Here is a 15,351-nt window from a genome sequence, read left to right on the forward strand (position 1 = left end):
GCCTTCCCCTAGCGTTTCTCCAGCGTCCCCAGCAGGGCGGTCCAGGCCTCGAGCCGTGCCACGGGCAGGGTGCCTTGATCGACGGCCTCCCTTGCCGCGCAGCCGGGTTCGGACTGGTGCCGACAATTGCGAAATCGGCAATTGTCGGCAAGCGCTTCGATATCCGGAAACCCGCGCACCAGCGCATCGATGGATTCCAGTTCCGGCGTAAAGTCGCGCACGCCCGGCGAGTCGATCCAGGCGCCACCCCCTGTCAATGAATACCACTGTGCCGTGACCGTCGTGTGGCGGCCCTCGCCGGACACCGCGAGATCTCCCGTTTCCGGAAGCTTGATATCACCGCTGCCGTGGCGCTCCAGCAGCGCGGCGATCAGCGAGGATTTGCCCACCCCGGACTGTCCGATCAGGATGTTGGTATGCCCCCGGGCGGCCTCGGCGAGGGCGGACAGCCCGTACCCACTGCGGGCGCTGACATGCAGGGGGTCAAGGTCCAGGTGAGCGTAAGGGGCCAGCCAGTCCCCCGTGTTGGCGGGTCCCGCGTCCTGCTTGTTCACCAGGATCCGTGGCTGTGCGGGGAGGTTGTATACCGCAACCAGGAAACGGTCGATCAAGTACCGCGCCGGCATCGGGGAGGGCGCGATCACGATCCAGACGGTGTCGATGTTGGCCGCGATGACCTTGCGCCGGCCAAAGCCGTCCTGGCGCACCAAGGTATTGTCCCGGGCCAGGCGCCGCTGAACCTGCTCGCCGGTCGCATCCATCTCCACGCGATCACCGCAGGCGAGATCCTTCACCCGGCGGTGCAGCCGAATGCGGCGCGGCACCGCGTTCGCCGGCGCTGCGATGTCGGCCATCTGGTTGTGGCGGGCGTGAACCCGGCCGACCCGGCTCAAGAGGTCGGACCAGCCGGTGCCGTGCTGGTCACGCTGTTAGTCAAAGAGCGCATCGATGCGGGCGGCGCAGATCAAGTCGTTCTCCGTCAGGCCACCCACCGCGTGCGTCGAGAATTGCACCGAGCAACGGTTGTAGCCGACCGCCATGTCCGGGTGGTGATCCTCGACATGGGCGATCCAGGCCACCGCGTTCACGAACGCCATCGTCTCGTGAAAGTTCTTGAATTTGAAGCCGCGCTGGATGCTGCGGCCGGCCTCGTCGATGCCCCAGTGGCTGTCCAGCTGGCCGAGGCCGCGCTCGGCGTCCGCGCGCGACATCGGCTCGGTGAACCCTTCACAGGCTTGGCAGTGCTTGGTCTTCAGGTCACTCATCGAACTGGTAGTACTCCGCGTTCAGGTAGGCCACCACCGCCTCGATCTCGTCGTCGAACCAGTTGGTGCCCAGTTGTGCGTTGCAGTTGTTCACCTGCCGGACCAGGTGGTCATAGTCGCCAACGATCCGGTTGTCGCGCGTGTACAGGTCCGTACCGTCGCCACCGACCATGTCGGCATGACAGCTGATGCAGTTGTCCTGATGCAGGTTCTTGCCCTTCTGGATGTCGTCGGCCTGGGCGGTGCCCAGCGAAAAACCGAGGCCCAGGGCCGCAAGGCTTGAGATGATCAGTCGCATGATTCCCTCCTTTGTGGGGAATGGATCCGGCGGGGCCGTATGGCCCCCGAGACCTTGGCCGCGTTGCAGGTGAGCAAAACGGACAACGTCATCCTGGACCATGATGATAGACTTTGAGCGCACAGGAAAGGAGCGGGCATGGCAGCGAGCGCCGAAAACCTGATCTGGATCGATCTCGAGATGACCGGCCTGGATCCCCAGAACGACCGAATCATCGAGGTGGCCACCATCGTCACCGACAAGGAACTCAACATCCTGGCGGAGGGCCCGGTCCTCGCGATCTACCAGCCCGCCGACGTGCTGGATGCGATGGACGAATGGAATCGGCGCACGCACGGGGCCTCCGGCCTGATCGAGCGCATCCGCCACAGCAGTACGGACGCGGCCGCCGCCGAACGCGAGACGATCGACTTCCTGTCCGACTATGTGCCGAAAGGGGCCTCGCCGATGTGCGGGAACTCGATCTGTCAGGATCGGCGTTTCATGGCGCGCCTGATGCCGGAGCTGGAGGCCTATTTCCACTACCGTAACCTGGACGTCTCCACGCTCAAGGAGCTGGCCCGACGCTGGGCCCCCGACGTGCTCTCGAAGCTGCAGAAGAACGCCTCGCACCAGGCGTTGCAGGACATCCGCGACTCCATCGACGAACTTCGCGTCTACCGCGAACACTTCATCCAGCTGCCGCCCGCCGCCGCCCACGACTGATCGCGCTTCGTCGCGCCCTGCGCCGTTCAGGCTGGGCCTGGTTCGTCTTTCAGTGTTTACGGTGGTTTCGGTCCGCCGCCCGCCAAGCGCTCACTCGCGAGCGCGCCGCGTCCGTTGTTAATCAAAAACGGGCTTCTTTGCTCGTGCAAAGAAGTAACCAAGAAACACGCCCGGGATTCGCCCAGGAACCTTGCTCCGGGCGCGCCAGGCCGGCGGCGCTGAAACTCGCTGCGCCTTTGGCTTCGCTCAGACAGTCAGCGCCCCGTGTCTATTATGAATCGTCCGGCCTGTCACGCCCTCCACAAGGGGCTCATATCGGGAGGGAAAGTCAAAACCGACGGTGTTCCCGCACCTGTCCTAATTCCCGCACCGTTCCAACGTCGGGGCAACCCTGATGCGATTCGCTGCGCTCATCACATCCTACGATGGGGTCTGGCGCCCGCTGGCGGGCGCGGCACGCCAGGGCCGCAGGCCGCGCGTGCCCAGGATGTCGGGACACCTTGCCTCCATCCATTGGCACGAACGTCAGGCCAGCCGTTGTCTTGACCTTATCCCCCCGTATGAAGCCCCTTGCGGAAGGGTCCCGGGCGGAATCCGGGTGCCCTTCTTTGGGTACTTTCTTGGGCAAGCAAGAAAGTACCTCGCGGCGCGCTCGCGAGTGAGCGCACGGCAGTATGCGGACCGAAGGCACGTAAACCCCGGATGCCGAACCAGGCCCAGCCTCATCGGCGTTGGCAACTGACCACAGGCGGGGCTGCATAGTAAGGCACTGGTGCGGAAACCGGCCGGCAGGCGGAGGCTAGTAGAAACGGCCGAGGGCGCCGCGAACCTGCACCTCGGTCTCCGGCGTCAGGTGCGCGCCCAGCTCCAGCGGATGATCCGGCAACAGCAACACCACCGACGAGCCGAGGTTGAAGCGCCCCATCTCGGCCCCGCGCTCGAGCGTGATCTCGCGATCCGGGTATTCGCTGCAGCTGTAGGGCTGTCCGGCCGGCGGCGTCACCTCGCCCGCCCATACCGTCTCGATCGAGCCGACGTTCTGGGCCCCGATCAGGGCGACGGCCATCGGCCCGAAATGCGTGTCGAAGCAGGCCACCACGCGCTCGTTGCGGGCATACAGGCGCGGGACATGGCGCACGATGCGCGGCGCGACCGAGAACAGCCGGCCGGGCACATGCAGCATGTGGGTCAGCGTGCCGGTCAACGGCATGTGCAGCCGGTGGTAATGCCGTGGGGACAGATAGAGCGTTACGAAATGGCCATGGCGAAACGGTTCGGCAAGGTCTTCCTCCCCGCCCAGAAGCTCCCGCACCGTATAGTGGTGGCCCTTGGCCTGAAAGATCTGGCCGGCCTCGATGCGCCCGGCCGCGCTGACCCGCGAGTCGGCGGGGCTCACGACCGTGTTGTCGCCACCCGCCAGGGGGCGGGCGTCCTCGCGCAGCGCCCGTGTGAACAGGGCATTGAAGCTGGGGTAGGCCGCGATGTCGGGCTCCGCCGCCTCGTCCATGTTCAGCCCGTACTGGCGCACGAACCAGCGCAGCAGTGGCTGAACGCGCGGGCTCTCGATGCGGGCCAGGCGGTGCACCACCCGCGACAGCGCATGCTGCGGCAGCAGGTGGGAAGCTCGGGCCAGCCAGGGGTCTAGGGCACTCATTGGAATACTCGGTTCGGGCGCACGGGACGAAAGCGAGCCGGTATGATGACGGCCCCCACGCCAATGGGAAAGGCCCAAATGGAATCCACCACAGGACTGCGCACGCTGCGCGACTTCATCCGCTTTGGCGCGAGCCAGTTTCGCGCGGCCGGGCTGAGCTTCGGCCACGGGACGGACAACGCCTTCGACGAGGCCGCCTGGCTGGTGCTGCATACGCTGCATCTGCCGCTGGATCTGCCCGAGAGCTGGTGGTCGTCGAACCTGAGCGAGGCCGAACGCACGCGGGTGATTGCGGTGCTGCGCACGCGCATCGAGACCCGCAAGCCAGCGGCCTATCTGACCGGCGAGGCCTGGTTTGCCGGGCTGCCTTTCTTTGTCGACGAACACGTGCTGGTGCCGCGCTCGCCCCTGGCGGAGCTGATCGCGGTCGGTTTCGAACCGTGGATCGAGGCCGATTCGGTGGAGCGGGTGCTGGATCTGTGCACGGGCGGCGGCTGCATCGGTATCGCCACGGCGCTGGCCCTGCCGCAGGCACAGGTCGATCTGAGCGATGTCTCCGAACCGGCGCTGGCCGTCGCAGCGCGCAACATCGAGCGCCATGGCGTCGGTGACCGCGTGCAGGTGCGGCACTCCGATGTCTTCGATGCGCTGGGGACGGAGGATCGCTACGACCTGATCGTGAGCAATCCGCCCTATGTTGATGCCCGCGACATGGCCGAGCTGCCGCAAGAGTACCGCCACGAACCCGAATTGGGCCTGGCTGCGGGCGAGGACGGGGTCGACATCGTGCGCCGCATCCTGGCCGATGCGCGCCGCCATCTGACCGAGGACGGCGCGCTGATCGTCGAGGTCGGCAACAGCCAGCCCGCGGTGGAGGAGGCCTTCCCGGATCTGCCGCTGATCTGGCTGGAGTTCGAATCCGGTGGCCACGGGGTCTTCCTCGCGTATGCCCGGGATCTTCCGTAGTCTTCGCGGGCTGGGAATGAACAGAAACGAAGGAAACACGGCAATGATTCGAGTGGCAGTGGCGGGCGCCGCCGGGCGCATGGGGCAGAACCTGGTGCAGGCCGTCGAGGATCACCCCGGAGGCACGCTGGGGGCGGCGAGCGAACGACCGGGCAGCGAGCGTCTCGGTACCTCCGTGGGGTCGGCGGCCTCGGTCCAGCTGGTCGAGGACCTGGCGACCGTGGCCGATGACTTCGATGTCCTGATCGACTTCACCAGCCCTGAGGCGACCATGCAGCACCTGGAGCTGTGCCGTACGCACGGCAAGGCGCTGGTGATCGGTACCACGGGCCTGGATGCCGCGCAGGAGCAGCGGCTGCGAGCCGCGGCCGGGGCGATGCGCATCGTCTATGCGCCGAACATGAGCGTCGGGGTGAACCTGACCTTCAAGCTGGTCGAGCTGGCCGCCCGTGCCCTGGGCGACAGCGTGGATGTCGAGATCCTCGAGGCGCACCACCGGCACAAGGTGGATGCCCCCTCGGGCACGGCCCTGAAGCTCGGCCGGGTGGTGGCCGAGGTCCTGGGGCGCGACCTGGAGCACGACGCCGTCTACGGCCGCGAGGGCCAGACCGGGGCGCGTGACCGGCGCACCATCGGGTTCGCGACCGTGCGTGCCGGCGACATCGTGGGCGAACACACCGCGCTGTTCGCCGGCGAGGGGGAACGCATCGAGATCACCCACAAGGCCTCCAACCGCGGGATTTTCGCCTCGGGGGCGGTGCGTGCGGCGGTATGGCTGGCTGGTGCCGAACACGGCCTGTACGACATGCAGGACGTACTGGGGCTGCGGGAGCTCTAAGATCCAGCTGCTTTAGGGAGACGCTGATTTAATCGCACGTCCGCGTTGGTGCCCCCTGTTTTCCGAGACAAGGCGCGTCGCGCAGCGGGTAGTGGTTCTACCCGCAAGCGGCGCAACGAAGGATCGGGGAACAGGGGGCACCAACCCCACAAGCCATTGAACGCAGGGGCTCGGCCGCTTTTGCGCGCGCACAGCGTTGCGGCTCCTTTGTGCAGAATGACTGCACGGCAGTCACCGCGCCTTGTTCGCACGCAAAAGCGACTCGAGCGCGGACGTGCGATTAAGTCAGCGTCTCCCTAGCTGCGCGGCTTGAAGCCGGGCGGGTGGCGCGCGATCCAGACGACGAAGTCCTGCACGACCGGCTCGGCGAGCAGGGCCTCCGCGGTGTTCAGGCGCTCGGCCAGGGTCTGCTCGTCAAATTGCTTGTGGATGTGGTCGTGGCAGGGGCGGCAGACCCAGAGGATTCGCTGTTCGCGCTCGCTCCGACTGAACAGGCGCCGGATGCGCTTGCGGCGGTGCTGCTTGCGCGGGATCAGGTGATGCCGCGTCAGGTCGTCCATCGACCGGCCGCACAGCCCGCAGGCCGGTGGCGGGCCGGGCACCCCGGGCGTCATGGCTTCGTCCTGGCTCACGGCATGTCGTGCGCGCCCCCGGCGGGAGGCGATGTGCGGCCACCCATGCGGCAGCGCGGGGGCGGCTCGGTGATCGCGTAGGCCGGATCGCCCAGGTCCATAATGCAGGGCGCGCCCTCGGGATCGACAATCCGCTGCAGCATGCCGCCGAGGGCGTCGAGGCTGTCGCGCCGGGGGAGTTCGCCGACCTGGCGCGAGGTGATGGGCTCCCAGTCGCCGTTGCGCTCCTCCGCGATCTCGAAGCCGAACGGGAAGAAGCCGGGGACCCCCAGGCGGATGTCGGTGACCACGAGCCGGTCGGGGCCCGCGTCGCGCGCGGCACGATGAAAGCGCAGGAAATCGCCGGAGAACCACTGCAGGCGCTGCCCGTCGTCCAGGGCCAGCGCGGCTTCGCGCAGCTCCGGGTCACCGCGCTCGAAGCGTTCGAAGTCGGGTCGGATCGGGTCGTCGAAGATGCCGACCCAGGCATCCAGGAACTCGTCGCCGTTGATCACGGTGACACGCCACAGCAGCAGGTTGAACGGGGTCGGCTGGACCATTCGCGGTTGCTCTTCCAGCTCCATCGCCGCCAGCACGGGCTGGATGCGGTGGTCGATCCAGGCTTTCAATGCCAGGCCGGAGCCGGCATAGACGGTCGAGAGTACGAGCCCGGCGACCAGCAGGCGCGGGGCGAAGCGGTAGAACAGCGCGCCGATCGCCGCGACCAGCAGCGGCAGGGTGTAGAACGGGTCGATCACGAAGATCGAGCCCGTGGACAGGGGGCCGACTGGCAATGGCCAGAGTACCTGGGTGCCGTAGGTGGTCAGCAGGTCGTTCAGCGAGTGGGTGGCCCAGATCAGGAAGAAGAACAGCCACCAGCGGCCAAAGCCGATTTCCCGCGTTGCCGGGACCTTGGCGAGCAGCCCCGCGACGCCGGTGGCCACCAGCAACTGCACCAGCCAGGAGTGCGTAAAGCCCCGGTGGTGGATGAACTCCGATACCGCGTCCCCGTAAGCTATGAACGCGTCCAGGTCGGGCAGCAGCGCGACACCGGCGCCCAGTACCACGGCCTTGCGCCCCAGGCGGGAGCCGAGGGTGAGGCCGCCGATCACGGCGCCGAGACTGGCGTGGGTAATGGGGTCCATGCGCGATAATTCCTTTGTTTAAGGCCCGTGAATTACGAGCCTGCGACCGGGTCACGGGGCGCGAGTTCGGGCGATCAAACCAGAGCGGTGGACATGACTCAAGCCACAGCGGCGAAAGACTGGCATTTCTGGGTGGACCGGGGCGGGACGTTCACCGACCTGGTCGCACGTGATCCGGCGGGGCGCCTGCACACCCGCAAACTGCTGTCGGAGAACCCGGAGGCCTACCGCGATGCGGCCGTGCAGGGTATTCGCGATCTGCTGGAGCTCCCGGCCGAAGCACCCATTCCGGAGGGCGTGGTACACGAGGTGCGCATGGGCACGACCGTGGCCACCAACGCCCTGCTCGAGCGCAAGGGGGAGCCCACACTCCTGGTGATCACTGAGGGGCTGGAGGATGCGCTGGCGATCGGCCATCAGGCGCGCCCCGATCTTTTCGCCCGCGAGATCCACCTGCCGTCCCCGGTCTACGCACGGGTGGAGCCGGTGCACGAACGGGTGAATGCGGCCGGCGAGGTCCTCATCCCGGTCGATCTGGACGCGCTGAGGCCGCGGCTGCAGGCGGCGCTGGCGGACGGCATCCGGTGTGTGGCCATCGTCTGCCTGCATGGCTATCGCTATCCGGCGCACGAGCAGGCGATCGCCTCGCTGGCGCGCGAACTGGGGTTCGCCGAGGTCGCGACCAGCCACGCGACCAGCCCGCTGATCAAGCTGGTCCCGCGCGGCGAAACCACGGTGGTCGACGCCTATCTCTCGCCGGTGTTGCGCCGTTATGTCGAACAGGTGGCGGGTGAGCTGGGCCGTGTACCCCTGCGGTTCATGCAGTCGCATGGCGGGCTGGTGGACGCGGCCCGGTTTCGCGGGCGCGACGCGATCCTGTCGGGGCCGGCCGGGGGGATCGTCGGGGCACTCAAGACCGCCGGTCCGCTCGGCTTCGAACGCCTGATCACCTTCGACATGGGGGGCACCTCTACCGATGTCGCGCATCTGGCGGGGGCGCTGGAGCGCCGCCAGGAGAGCGAGGTGGCCGGTGCGCGGCTGCGTGTGCCCATGCTCGATATCCATACGGTCGCGGCCGGGGGCGGATCGATCTGCCGCTTCGATGGCATCCGTCTGCGCGTGGGACCGGAGTCCGCCGGCGCCCAGCCCGGACCTGCCTGCTACGGCCAGGGCGGGCCGCTGACCGTGACCGACTGCAACCTGCTGCTGGGGCGGCTGCGCCCGGAGTACTTCCCGGCGGTGTTCGGGCCGGATCGCGACCGGCCACTGGATGCGGAGCCGGTGCGCCGACAGTTCGCGGAGCTGGCCGCCGCGGTGGCGGCCGCGACCGGGGAACCCGCGACCCCGGAGAGTCTGGCCGAGGGGGCGCTGCAGATCGCGGTGGAGCATATGGCCCAGGCGATCAAGACCATATCGGTGCAGCGCGGGCATGACGTCTCGCGTTATGCGCTGGTCTGTTTCGGGGGCGCCGGGGGGCAGCACGCCTGCCGCGTGGCGGAGCAGCTGGGCATGCGGCATATCCTGTTTCATCCGCTCGGTGGCGTGCTGTCCGCCTACGGCATGGGGCTGGGCGAGTTGCGCGCCCTGCGCGAACGCAGCCTGGAGTGGCCGCTGGACGAGCCGCATGCCGGGGCGATCGAGTCCGCCCTGGCGGAACAGGTCGCGGCTGCCCGCGCCGCGCTGACGGATCAGGGCGTGGCAGCAGCGGACATGCGCATCGAGCGGCGGCTGCATCTGCGCCTGGCCGGTTCGGACACCGCGCTGGAGGTCCCGGCGGGCGAGCCCGCGGCGTTGATGGCGGCCTTTGCCGAGGCCTACCGCGCGCGCTACGGCTTTGCCCCGCCGGATCGTGAGCTGGTGGTGGCGATCGCGACGGCCGAGGCGATCGCCGCCCCGAGGGAGACCGCACCGGAGCGCATGGCGGCAGCGGCGGCCCAGGGGCCTGCGCCGGAGGCGGATACGGTCGCGATGGTCATCGACGGCGACCAACGCCATGTGCCGCTGTACCGGCGGGAATCCCTGCAGCCCGGCATGACCCTGGCCGGTCCGGCCATCGTGATCGAGCCGACCGCGACGCTGGTGCTGGAGCCCGGCTGGGCCGGGTGCATCGAGGCGGACGGGACCCTGCGGCTGGATCGCGAGCGGGGCAGCGCGCGGCGTCCGGGCGCGGCGGCAACAAGCCCCGAGGCCGTCCCGCGCGATCCGATCCTGCTGGAGGTGTTCAACAACCGCTTCATGGCGATCGCCGACCAGATGGGCTTCACCCTGCGCAACACCGCGCACTCGGTGAACATCAAGGAGCGCCTGGATTTCTCCTGTGCACTGTTCGACACCGAGGGCCGTCTGGTCGCCAATGCCCCGCACATGCCCGTTCATCTCGGCTCCATGGGGGCCAGCGTGCGCGCGGTGGTGGAGGCGTTCGCCGGCGACCTGCGCCCGGGCGATGCCTTCGTGCTGAACGACCCCTACAACGGCGGCACCCACCTGCCGGACATCACCGTGGTCACGCCGGTGTTCCTGGATGGGGGTGAACAGGTGACCGAAGACCCGTCTGCAGCGGCCGGTGCCCCCGCGTTCTTCGTCGCCTCGCGCGGGCATCACGCCGATGTCGGCGGCATTACCCCGGGCTCCATGCCCGCGTTCTCCACATGCCTTGAGGAGGAGGGCGTGCTGATCCCGCCCACCCGGCTGGTGCGCGACGGGGTATTCGACAGCGACCGCATGCGCGCGCTGCTGGGCGAGGGGCCGTGGCCGACGCGCAACCCCGATCAGAACCTCGCCGATCTCGAGGCCCAGGTCGCGGCCAACCGCAAGGGACTGGAGGAGCTGGGCCGGCTCCTGGATGAGTACGGCGCGGCCATGGTGACAGCCTATATGGGCCACGTGCTGGACAACGCGGCCGAGGCGGTGGAACGGCTGATCCCGCAGCTCGAGGCCGGCACGTTCGCGTATGCGATGGACAACGGCGCCGAGGTGCGGGTACAGGTCGCCCCCGATCCCGCCGACCGGCGCCTGCGCATCGACTTCACCGGTACCAGCGCGGTACGCGGGGACAACTTCAACGCGCCGAGCTCCATCGTGCGCGCGGCGGTGCTGTATGTACTGCGTACCCTGCTGGAGGATGCGATCCCGCTGAACGATGGCTGCCTGACGCCGGTCGACCTGGTCATTCCGGAGGACGGCCTGCTGAACCCGGCGCCGCCCGCCGCGGTGGTGGCCGGCAATGTCGAGACCTCGCAGGTGGTCACCGATGCCCTGTTCGGGGCGCTGGGGGTGCAGGCGGCGGCCCAGGGCACGATGAACAACCTGACCTTCGGCAATGCCGACTACCAGTACTACGAGACGATCGCCGGCGGGGCCGGCGCGGGGCCGGGTTACGCCGGGGCCAGCGCGGTGCAGACCCACATGACCAACTCGCGGCTGACCGACCCCGAGGTGCTGGAGAGCCGCTTCCCGGTGCGGGTGGAGCGCTTCGCCTACCGCCGCGGCTCAGGGGGGCAGGGGCATTATCCGGGCGGTGATGGGGTGATCCGCCGGCTCGGGTTCGACCAGGCGATGGAGGTCGTGCTGTTGTCCAACCGTCGCCGGGTGCCGCCGTTCGGGATCGCCGGTGGCGGGCCGGGTGCGACGGGGGATGATGCGATCCTGCGCGCCGACGGCACGCGCGAACCGATGTCCGCCTGCGATCGCCGCCATGTAGAGCCAGGGGATGCGATCGAGATACGCACACCCGGCGGCGGTGGCTACGGAGACCGTCGCAGCGATGCGTAGGCGTTGAATCGCGGGAACCGGGCACATTTCCCGGGGTCCATCTGGGACTCAGGGGGAGATGCGGCATGCAGCAGATGATGAAATGGGCGGAGCAGGGACGCGTGCCGGATATGCTGGTGCGTGCGGGGATCCGCCTGCTGCTGGCGGAGCGCCTGGCAGAGGTCTCCGGCACGGCCGAGGAGACCATGGAGCGGCGCTACGCCCTGATCGAATCCATGCGCGCTTCTCCCGTTGCCCTGTCCACCGATATTGCCAACGAGCAGCACTACGAGATCCCCACCGCTTATTTCGAGCATTGCCTGGGCCCGCGCCTCAAGTACTCCAGCGCCTGGTGGCCGGAGGGCGTCGACAGCCTCGATGCGGCCGAAGAGGCGATGCTGCACCTGACCTGCGAGCGCGCCGGGATTGCCGATGGCCAGCGGGTGCTGGAACTGGGCTGCGGCTGGGGGTCGCTGTCGCTGTGGATGGCCGAGCAGTACCCTGGCGCAGAGATTACGGCCGTCTCGAACTCCAATACCCAGCGGGCCTTTATCGAGGCCCGCCGCGATGACCTCGGGCTCGCCAATCTCGAGGTCCTGACCGCGGACATGAACACGTTCGCCCCGCCGTCGCCGGGCTTTGACCGGGCGGTCTCGATCGAGATGTTCGAGCACATGCGCAACTGGCCGGAACTGCTGCGGCGCATTGCCGGATGGCTCAATCCCGGCGGGCGCTTCTTCATGCATGTGTTCGCCCATCGCGAACACGCGTATGTGTTCGAGTCCGAGGGCGAGCACGACTGGATGGGGCGGTATTTCTTCCGCGACGGCCTGATGCCGTCGGACGACCTCGCGCGGCACTTCCAGGAGGACCTGCGTGTGATCCGCCAGTGGCGCGTCGGTGGGCAGCACTATGCCCGCACGCTCAATGCGTGGCTGGCCCGCCAGGATCGTGCCCGCGACACGCTGATGCCCCTGTTCGAGACGGCCTATGGTGCACAGCAGGCGGCACTCTGGTGCCAGCGCTGGCGGATCTTCTACATGGCCTGCGCGGAGCTGTTCGACTACGGCGGCGGCGACGAGTGGTTCGTCTCCCATGTGCTGTTCGAACGGCCGGGAGACTGATCGCGATGGAGACACTGATGGCGTTTCTCTGGGGGCTTCTGGCCAGCATGGGCCTGATGACCCTGGTCTGGGCCGGCAGCGTATGGCGCCACGACGCCAGCCTGGTCGACCGTTACTGGGGGCTGGGCTTCGTGGTCGTGACGCTGGTCTGGTGGGGGCTTGCGGGCTGGCCGTCGCAGGGCCTCTGGATCGCGATCCCGGTGCTGGTGTGGGGTCTGCGGCTGTCGCTGTTCATTACCTGGCGCAACTGGGGCCATGGCGAGGACGGGCGCTATACCGACATGCGCGAGGGGCTGTCGGACCGGGCCTTCGCCGCGCGCAGCCTGGTCACGATCTTCTGGCTGCAGGGTGCGCTGGTGGCCGTAATCGGCCTGCCGATGCTGGCGGTGACGAATGCCGCAAGCATCTGGTGGCCGCTGGCGGCGCTGGGCGTGGCGGTCTGGGTGCTGGGCACGCTGTATGAATCGGTCGCGGACGCGCAGATGGCGCGCTTCCGGGGCGATCCTGCAAGGCGGGGCAAGGTCATGGACCAGGGTTTATGGCGCTACAGTCGGCACCCGAACTACTTCGGCGAGATCGTCGTCTGGGTGGGCTACGGCTTGCTCGCGCTGGCCGCCGGGGGCTGGTGGGCGGTGCCCTCGGCGATCCTGATGATCGTGCTGATCCTGCGTGTGTCGGGCGTCACGTTACTGGAAAAACGTCTGCATGCCTCGCGGCCGGGCTATGCGGACTATGCGCGGCGCACCAATACGCTGATCCCGGGTCCGCCACGATCTTAAGGAAACACGGATCCGCCGCCGATTTCGGTGGTACTCCCTTGCTGTGCTTTCCCCGTCCGCGCTATAAAGCGCGCATCTTTCCGGTGTTCCGACGCGCGTCGGAGGCCGTGTTTCCCGATCGCCGATCTCACAGCAGGGCCCTACGCACGCATGAGCGCTACGCCGAGTCCCGTCCAGACCATTGAACTGAAAGGGCGCATGATGCTGGTGTCGGTGCTGCGGGTGTTCCAGACTGACCCCCGGCAACTCGGCGAGCAGCTGATCGCACACCGTGAACAGGCCCCGGATCTGATGCGCGACATGCCCATCGTGCTGGACCTCGAGCCGGTGGCCGAGGCCCCCGAGAGCGACCTGCAAGCGACCATCGAGCAGGTACGCGCCGAGGGCTTCAAGCTGATCGGCCTGCATGCCGGCGAGGTCGCCGAGCGTCTGCAGAGCTATTCCGAGCTATTCGATGTGTTGCCCGTGCTGCAACTGGGTGGCCGCGGTGGCGCGCCCAGTGGCGAGGTGCCCCTGGATGAAGGCGAGCCGCCGGAGCCGGCGCCGAGCAAGAAGGGCAAGAAATCCGCGGACAGGTTGGCCGAGGCCGCCCCCGCGGTCCACAGCGCGACCCGTGTGGTGGATCGTCCTGTCCGTTCCGGGCAGCAGATCTACGCCCGCGGCGGCGACCTGCTGGTGACCGGGGCGGTGTCCGCCGGTGCTGAACTGCTCGCGGATGGCCACATCCATGTGCTGGGTCCTCTGCGCGGGCGGGCACTCGCCGGCGTGCGGGGCCTGGAGACGGCTCGGATCTTCTGCCGGCGACTGGATGCAGAGCTTTTGTCTATCGCGGGACATTACCGGGTGGCCGAGGATATCGCCGAGTCCGAGCGCGGCGAGAACCGGCTGGTGACACTCGCGGGCGAAAGCCTCAAGATCGCTGAAATCTGAGCGAGCGGCGTGGGGCCGCTCGGCCTTGCACATGCCCTCGCACGACGACCAAGGAGAAGCAGCCACCATGGCACGCATCGTAGTGATTACCTCGGGCAAGGGCGGGGTCGGCAAGACCACCACCTCTGCCGCGATCGCCACCGGTCTGGCCCTGCGCGGCCACAAGACGGCCGTGATCGATTTCGACGTCGGTCTGCGCAACCTGGACCTGATCATGGGCTGCGAGCGCCGTGTGGTGTACGACTTCGTCAACGTGATCAATGGCGACGCCAACCTGAAACAGGCGCTGATCCGCGACAAGCGCGCGGACAACCTGTACATCCTCCCGGCCTCGCAGACGCGCGACAAGGATGCCCTGAGCCAGGAAGGCGTGGAACGCGTGCTGAACGAGCTGTCCGAGGACTTCGAGTACATCATCTGCGACAGCCCGGCCGGTATCGAGCGGGGCGCGCTGATGGCGGCCTACTTTGCTGACGAGGCCATCGTCGTCACCAACCCCGAGGTCTCCTCGGTGCGTGACTCCGACCGCATCCTCGGTATCCTCGCCAGCAAGACCCGGCAGGTGGAACAGGGCGGCGAGCCGATCCAGGGGCGCCTGCTGCTGACCCGCTATGCCGCGGAGCGCGCCGCGCGCGGCGAGATGCTCAGTATCGAGGACGTGGGTGAGATCCTGGCCATCGACCTGCTGGGTGTGATCCCCGAGTCGCAGGCCGTGCTGAACGCCTCGAATGCCGGCCAGCCCGTGGTGCTGGACGAGGAATCCGACGCCGGTCAGGCCTACCAGGATGCAGTGGATCGCTTCCTGGGCGAGGAGCGCCCGCTTCGCTTTGTCGATGTACCGAAGAAGGGCTTCTTCGGACGCCTGTTCGGGGGCTGACCATGGGCATCTTCGACTACTTCCGCCAGCCGCGGCAGAAAAGCGCCAGTGTTGCCAAGGAACGCCTGCAGATCATCGTGGCGCGCGAACGTGCGGCCCGGGGCGGGCCGGATTATCTGCCCGCGATGCAGCAGGAACTGCTGCAGGTCATCCGCAAGTACGTGAAGGTCAACGACGACGCCGTGCAGATGAACGTCGACCGCGAGGGCGACTGCGAGGTGCTGGAGTTGAATATCACCCTGCCCGACGATCGGGGCTAGCATATGTTCAGCCCGTCTCTCGCTGTAGGAGCTCAGCCCCCTGAGCGATGGGGAGCCAGACCCGGCCCCCATCGGCTAGAGGGCTGGCCTCCTACGGCGGGTTGCCCCGGCCTCCATCGGCTTAACATCGGCATAAGGCACATGATCCG

Annotated in this window: 15 protein-coding genes; 9 read left to right on the plus strand and 6 right to left on the minus strand. The window is 67.8% G+C overall.

Going from position 1 to position 15,351, the window contains the following annotated elements:
* Positions 1-8: 8 nt before the first annotated feature.
* The 3 genes from rsgA to F468_RS0106675 form a co-directional block, all read right to left on the minus strand.
* The gene (gene rsgA / locus F468_RS0106665; RefSeq protein WP_018994797.1) at positions 9-854 is read right to left on the minus strand and encodes a ribosome small subunit-dependent GTPase A; all 846 of its coding nucleotides are present in this window, start codon (positions 852-854) and stop codon (positions 9-11) included.
* Between the two features lie 75 nt (positions 855-929).
* The gene (locus F468_RS0106670; protein ID WP_018138494.1) at positions 930-1,265 is read right to left on the minus strand and encodes a 4a-hydroxytetrahydrobiopterin dehydratase; all 336 of its coding nucleotides are present in this window, start codon (positions 1,263-1,265) and stop codon (positions 930-932) included.
* Entirely contained in the window at positions 1,258-1,563 is a 306-nt protein-coding gene (locus F468_RS0106675) for a cytochrome c (protein ID WP_018138495.1), read from the minus strand. Before F468_RS0106675 ends, F468_RS0106670 begins: the two co-directional genes overlap by 8 nt.
* Positions 1,564-1,701: 138 nt before the next feature.
* On the opposite strand from F468_RS0106675, the gene orn reads away from it, so the two are divergent.
* Positions 1,702-2,268: an oligoribonuclease gene (gene orn / locus F468_RS0106680; protein ID WP_018138496.1), complete on the plus strand. Its 567-nt coding sequence runs from the start codon at positions 1,702-1,704 to the stop codon at positions 2,266-2,268.
* A gap of 799 nt (positions 2,269-3,067) precedes the next feature.
* Here orn and asd read toward each other — a convergent pair.
* Entirely contained in the window at positions 3,068-3,922 is an 855-nt protein-coding gene (gene asd / locus F468_RS0106685) for an archaetidylserine decarboxylase (RefSeq protein ID WP_018994798.1), read from the minus strand.
* A gap of 78 nt (positions 3,923-4,000) precedes the next feature.
* Between asd and prmB the strand changes: the two genes are divergently transcribed.
* Both prmB and dapB read left to right on the plus strand, forming a co-directional pair.
* Complete coding sequence (gene prmB / locus F468_RS0106690; protein ID WP_018994799.1) at positions 4,001-4,888, plus strand: 50S ribosomal protein L3 N(5)-glutamine methyltransferase; 888 nt, start codon at positions 4,001-4,003, stop codon at positions 4,886-4,888.
* Positions 4,889-4,931: 43 nt separating this feature from the next.
* Complete coding sequence (dapB, locus tag F468_RS0106695) at positions 4,932-5,726, plus strand: 4-hydroxy-tetrahydrodipicolinate reductase (RefSeq protein ID WP_018994800.1); 795 nt, start codon at positions 4,932-4,934, stop codon at positions 5,724-5,726.
* A 296-nt stretch (positions 5,727-6,022) separates the two neighbouring features.
* On the opposite strand, the gene F468_RS0106700 is transcribed toward dapB, so the two are convergent.
* Positions 6,023-6,340: a hypothetical protein gene (locus F468_RS0106700; protein ID WP_018994801.1), complete on the minus strand. Its 318-nt coding sequence runs from the start codon at positions 6,338-6,340 to the stop codon at positions 6,023-6,025.
* A 14-nt stretch (positions 6,341-6,354) separates the two neighbouring features.
* Positions 6,355-7,482: a metal-dependent hydrolase gene (locus F468_RS0106705; RefSeq protein WP_018994802.1), complete on the minus strand. Its 1,128-nt coding sequence runs from the start codon at positions 7,480-7,482 to the stop codon at positions 6,355-6,357.
* A gap of 93 nt (positions 7,483-7,575) precedes the next feature.
* On the opposite strand from F468_RS0106705, the gene F468_RS0106710 reads away from it, so the two are divergent.
* The 6 genes from F468_RS0106710 (at position 7,576) to minE (ending at position 15,202) form a co-directional block, all read left to right on the plus strand.
* Positions 7,576-11,253: a hydantoinase B/oxoprolinase family protein gene (locus tag F468_RS0106710; RefSeq protein WP_026296504.1), complete on the plus strand. Its 3,678-nt coding sequence runs from the start codon at positions 7,576-7,578 to the stop codon at positions 11,251-11,253.
* A 65-nt stretch (positions 11,254-11,318) separates the two neighbouring features.
* Positions 11,319-12,356, plus strand: coding sequence for a cyclopropane-fatty-acyl-phospholipid synthase family protein (locus F468_RS0106715; protein WP_018994804.1), 1,038 nt, complete (start codon positions 11,319-11,321; stop codon positions 12,354-12,356).
* A 5-nt stretch (positions 12,357-12,361) separates the two neighbouring features.
* Positions 12,362-13,135, plus strand: coding sequence for a DUF1295 domain-containing protein (locus tag F468_RS0106720; protein ID WP_018994805.1), 774 nt, complete (start codon positions 12,362-12,364; stop codon positions 13,133-13,135).
* 150 nt (positions 13,136-13,285) lie between these two features.
* Positions 13,286-14,065: a septum site-determining protein MinC gene (gene minC, locus F468_RS0106725; protein ID WP_051068161.1), complete on the plus strand. Its 780-nt coding sequence runs from the start codon at positions 13,286-13,288 to the stop codon at positions 14,063-14,065.
* A 67-nt stretch (positions 14,066-14,132) separates the two neighbouring features.
* Positions 14,133-14,942 (plus strand): septum site-determining protein MinD, encoded by an 810-nt coding sequence (minD, locus tag F468_RS0106730; RefSeq protein ID WP_018137596.1) that lies wholly within the window; start codon positions 14,133-14,135, stop codon positions 14,940-14,942.
* Between the two features lie 2 nt (positions 14,943-14,944).
* Positions 14,945-15,202, plus strand: a complete 258-nt coding sequence (gene minE / locus F468_RS0106735) for a cell division topological specificity factor MinE (RefSeq protein ID WP_018137595.1) — start codon at positions 14,945-14,947, stop codon at positions 15,200-15,202.
* Positions 15,203-15,351: the final 149 nt, after the last annotated feature.

Source organism: Thioalkalivibrio sp. ALJ2 (assembly GCF_000378325.1).
In the GTDB taxonomy this organism is placed as follows: Bacteria; Pseudomonadota; Gammaproteobacteria; order Ectothiorhodospirales; family Ectothiorhodospiraceae; genus Thioalkalivibrio.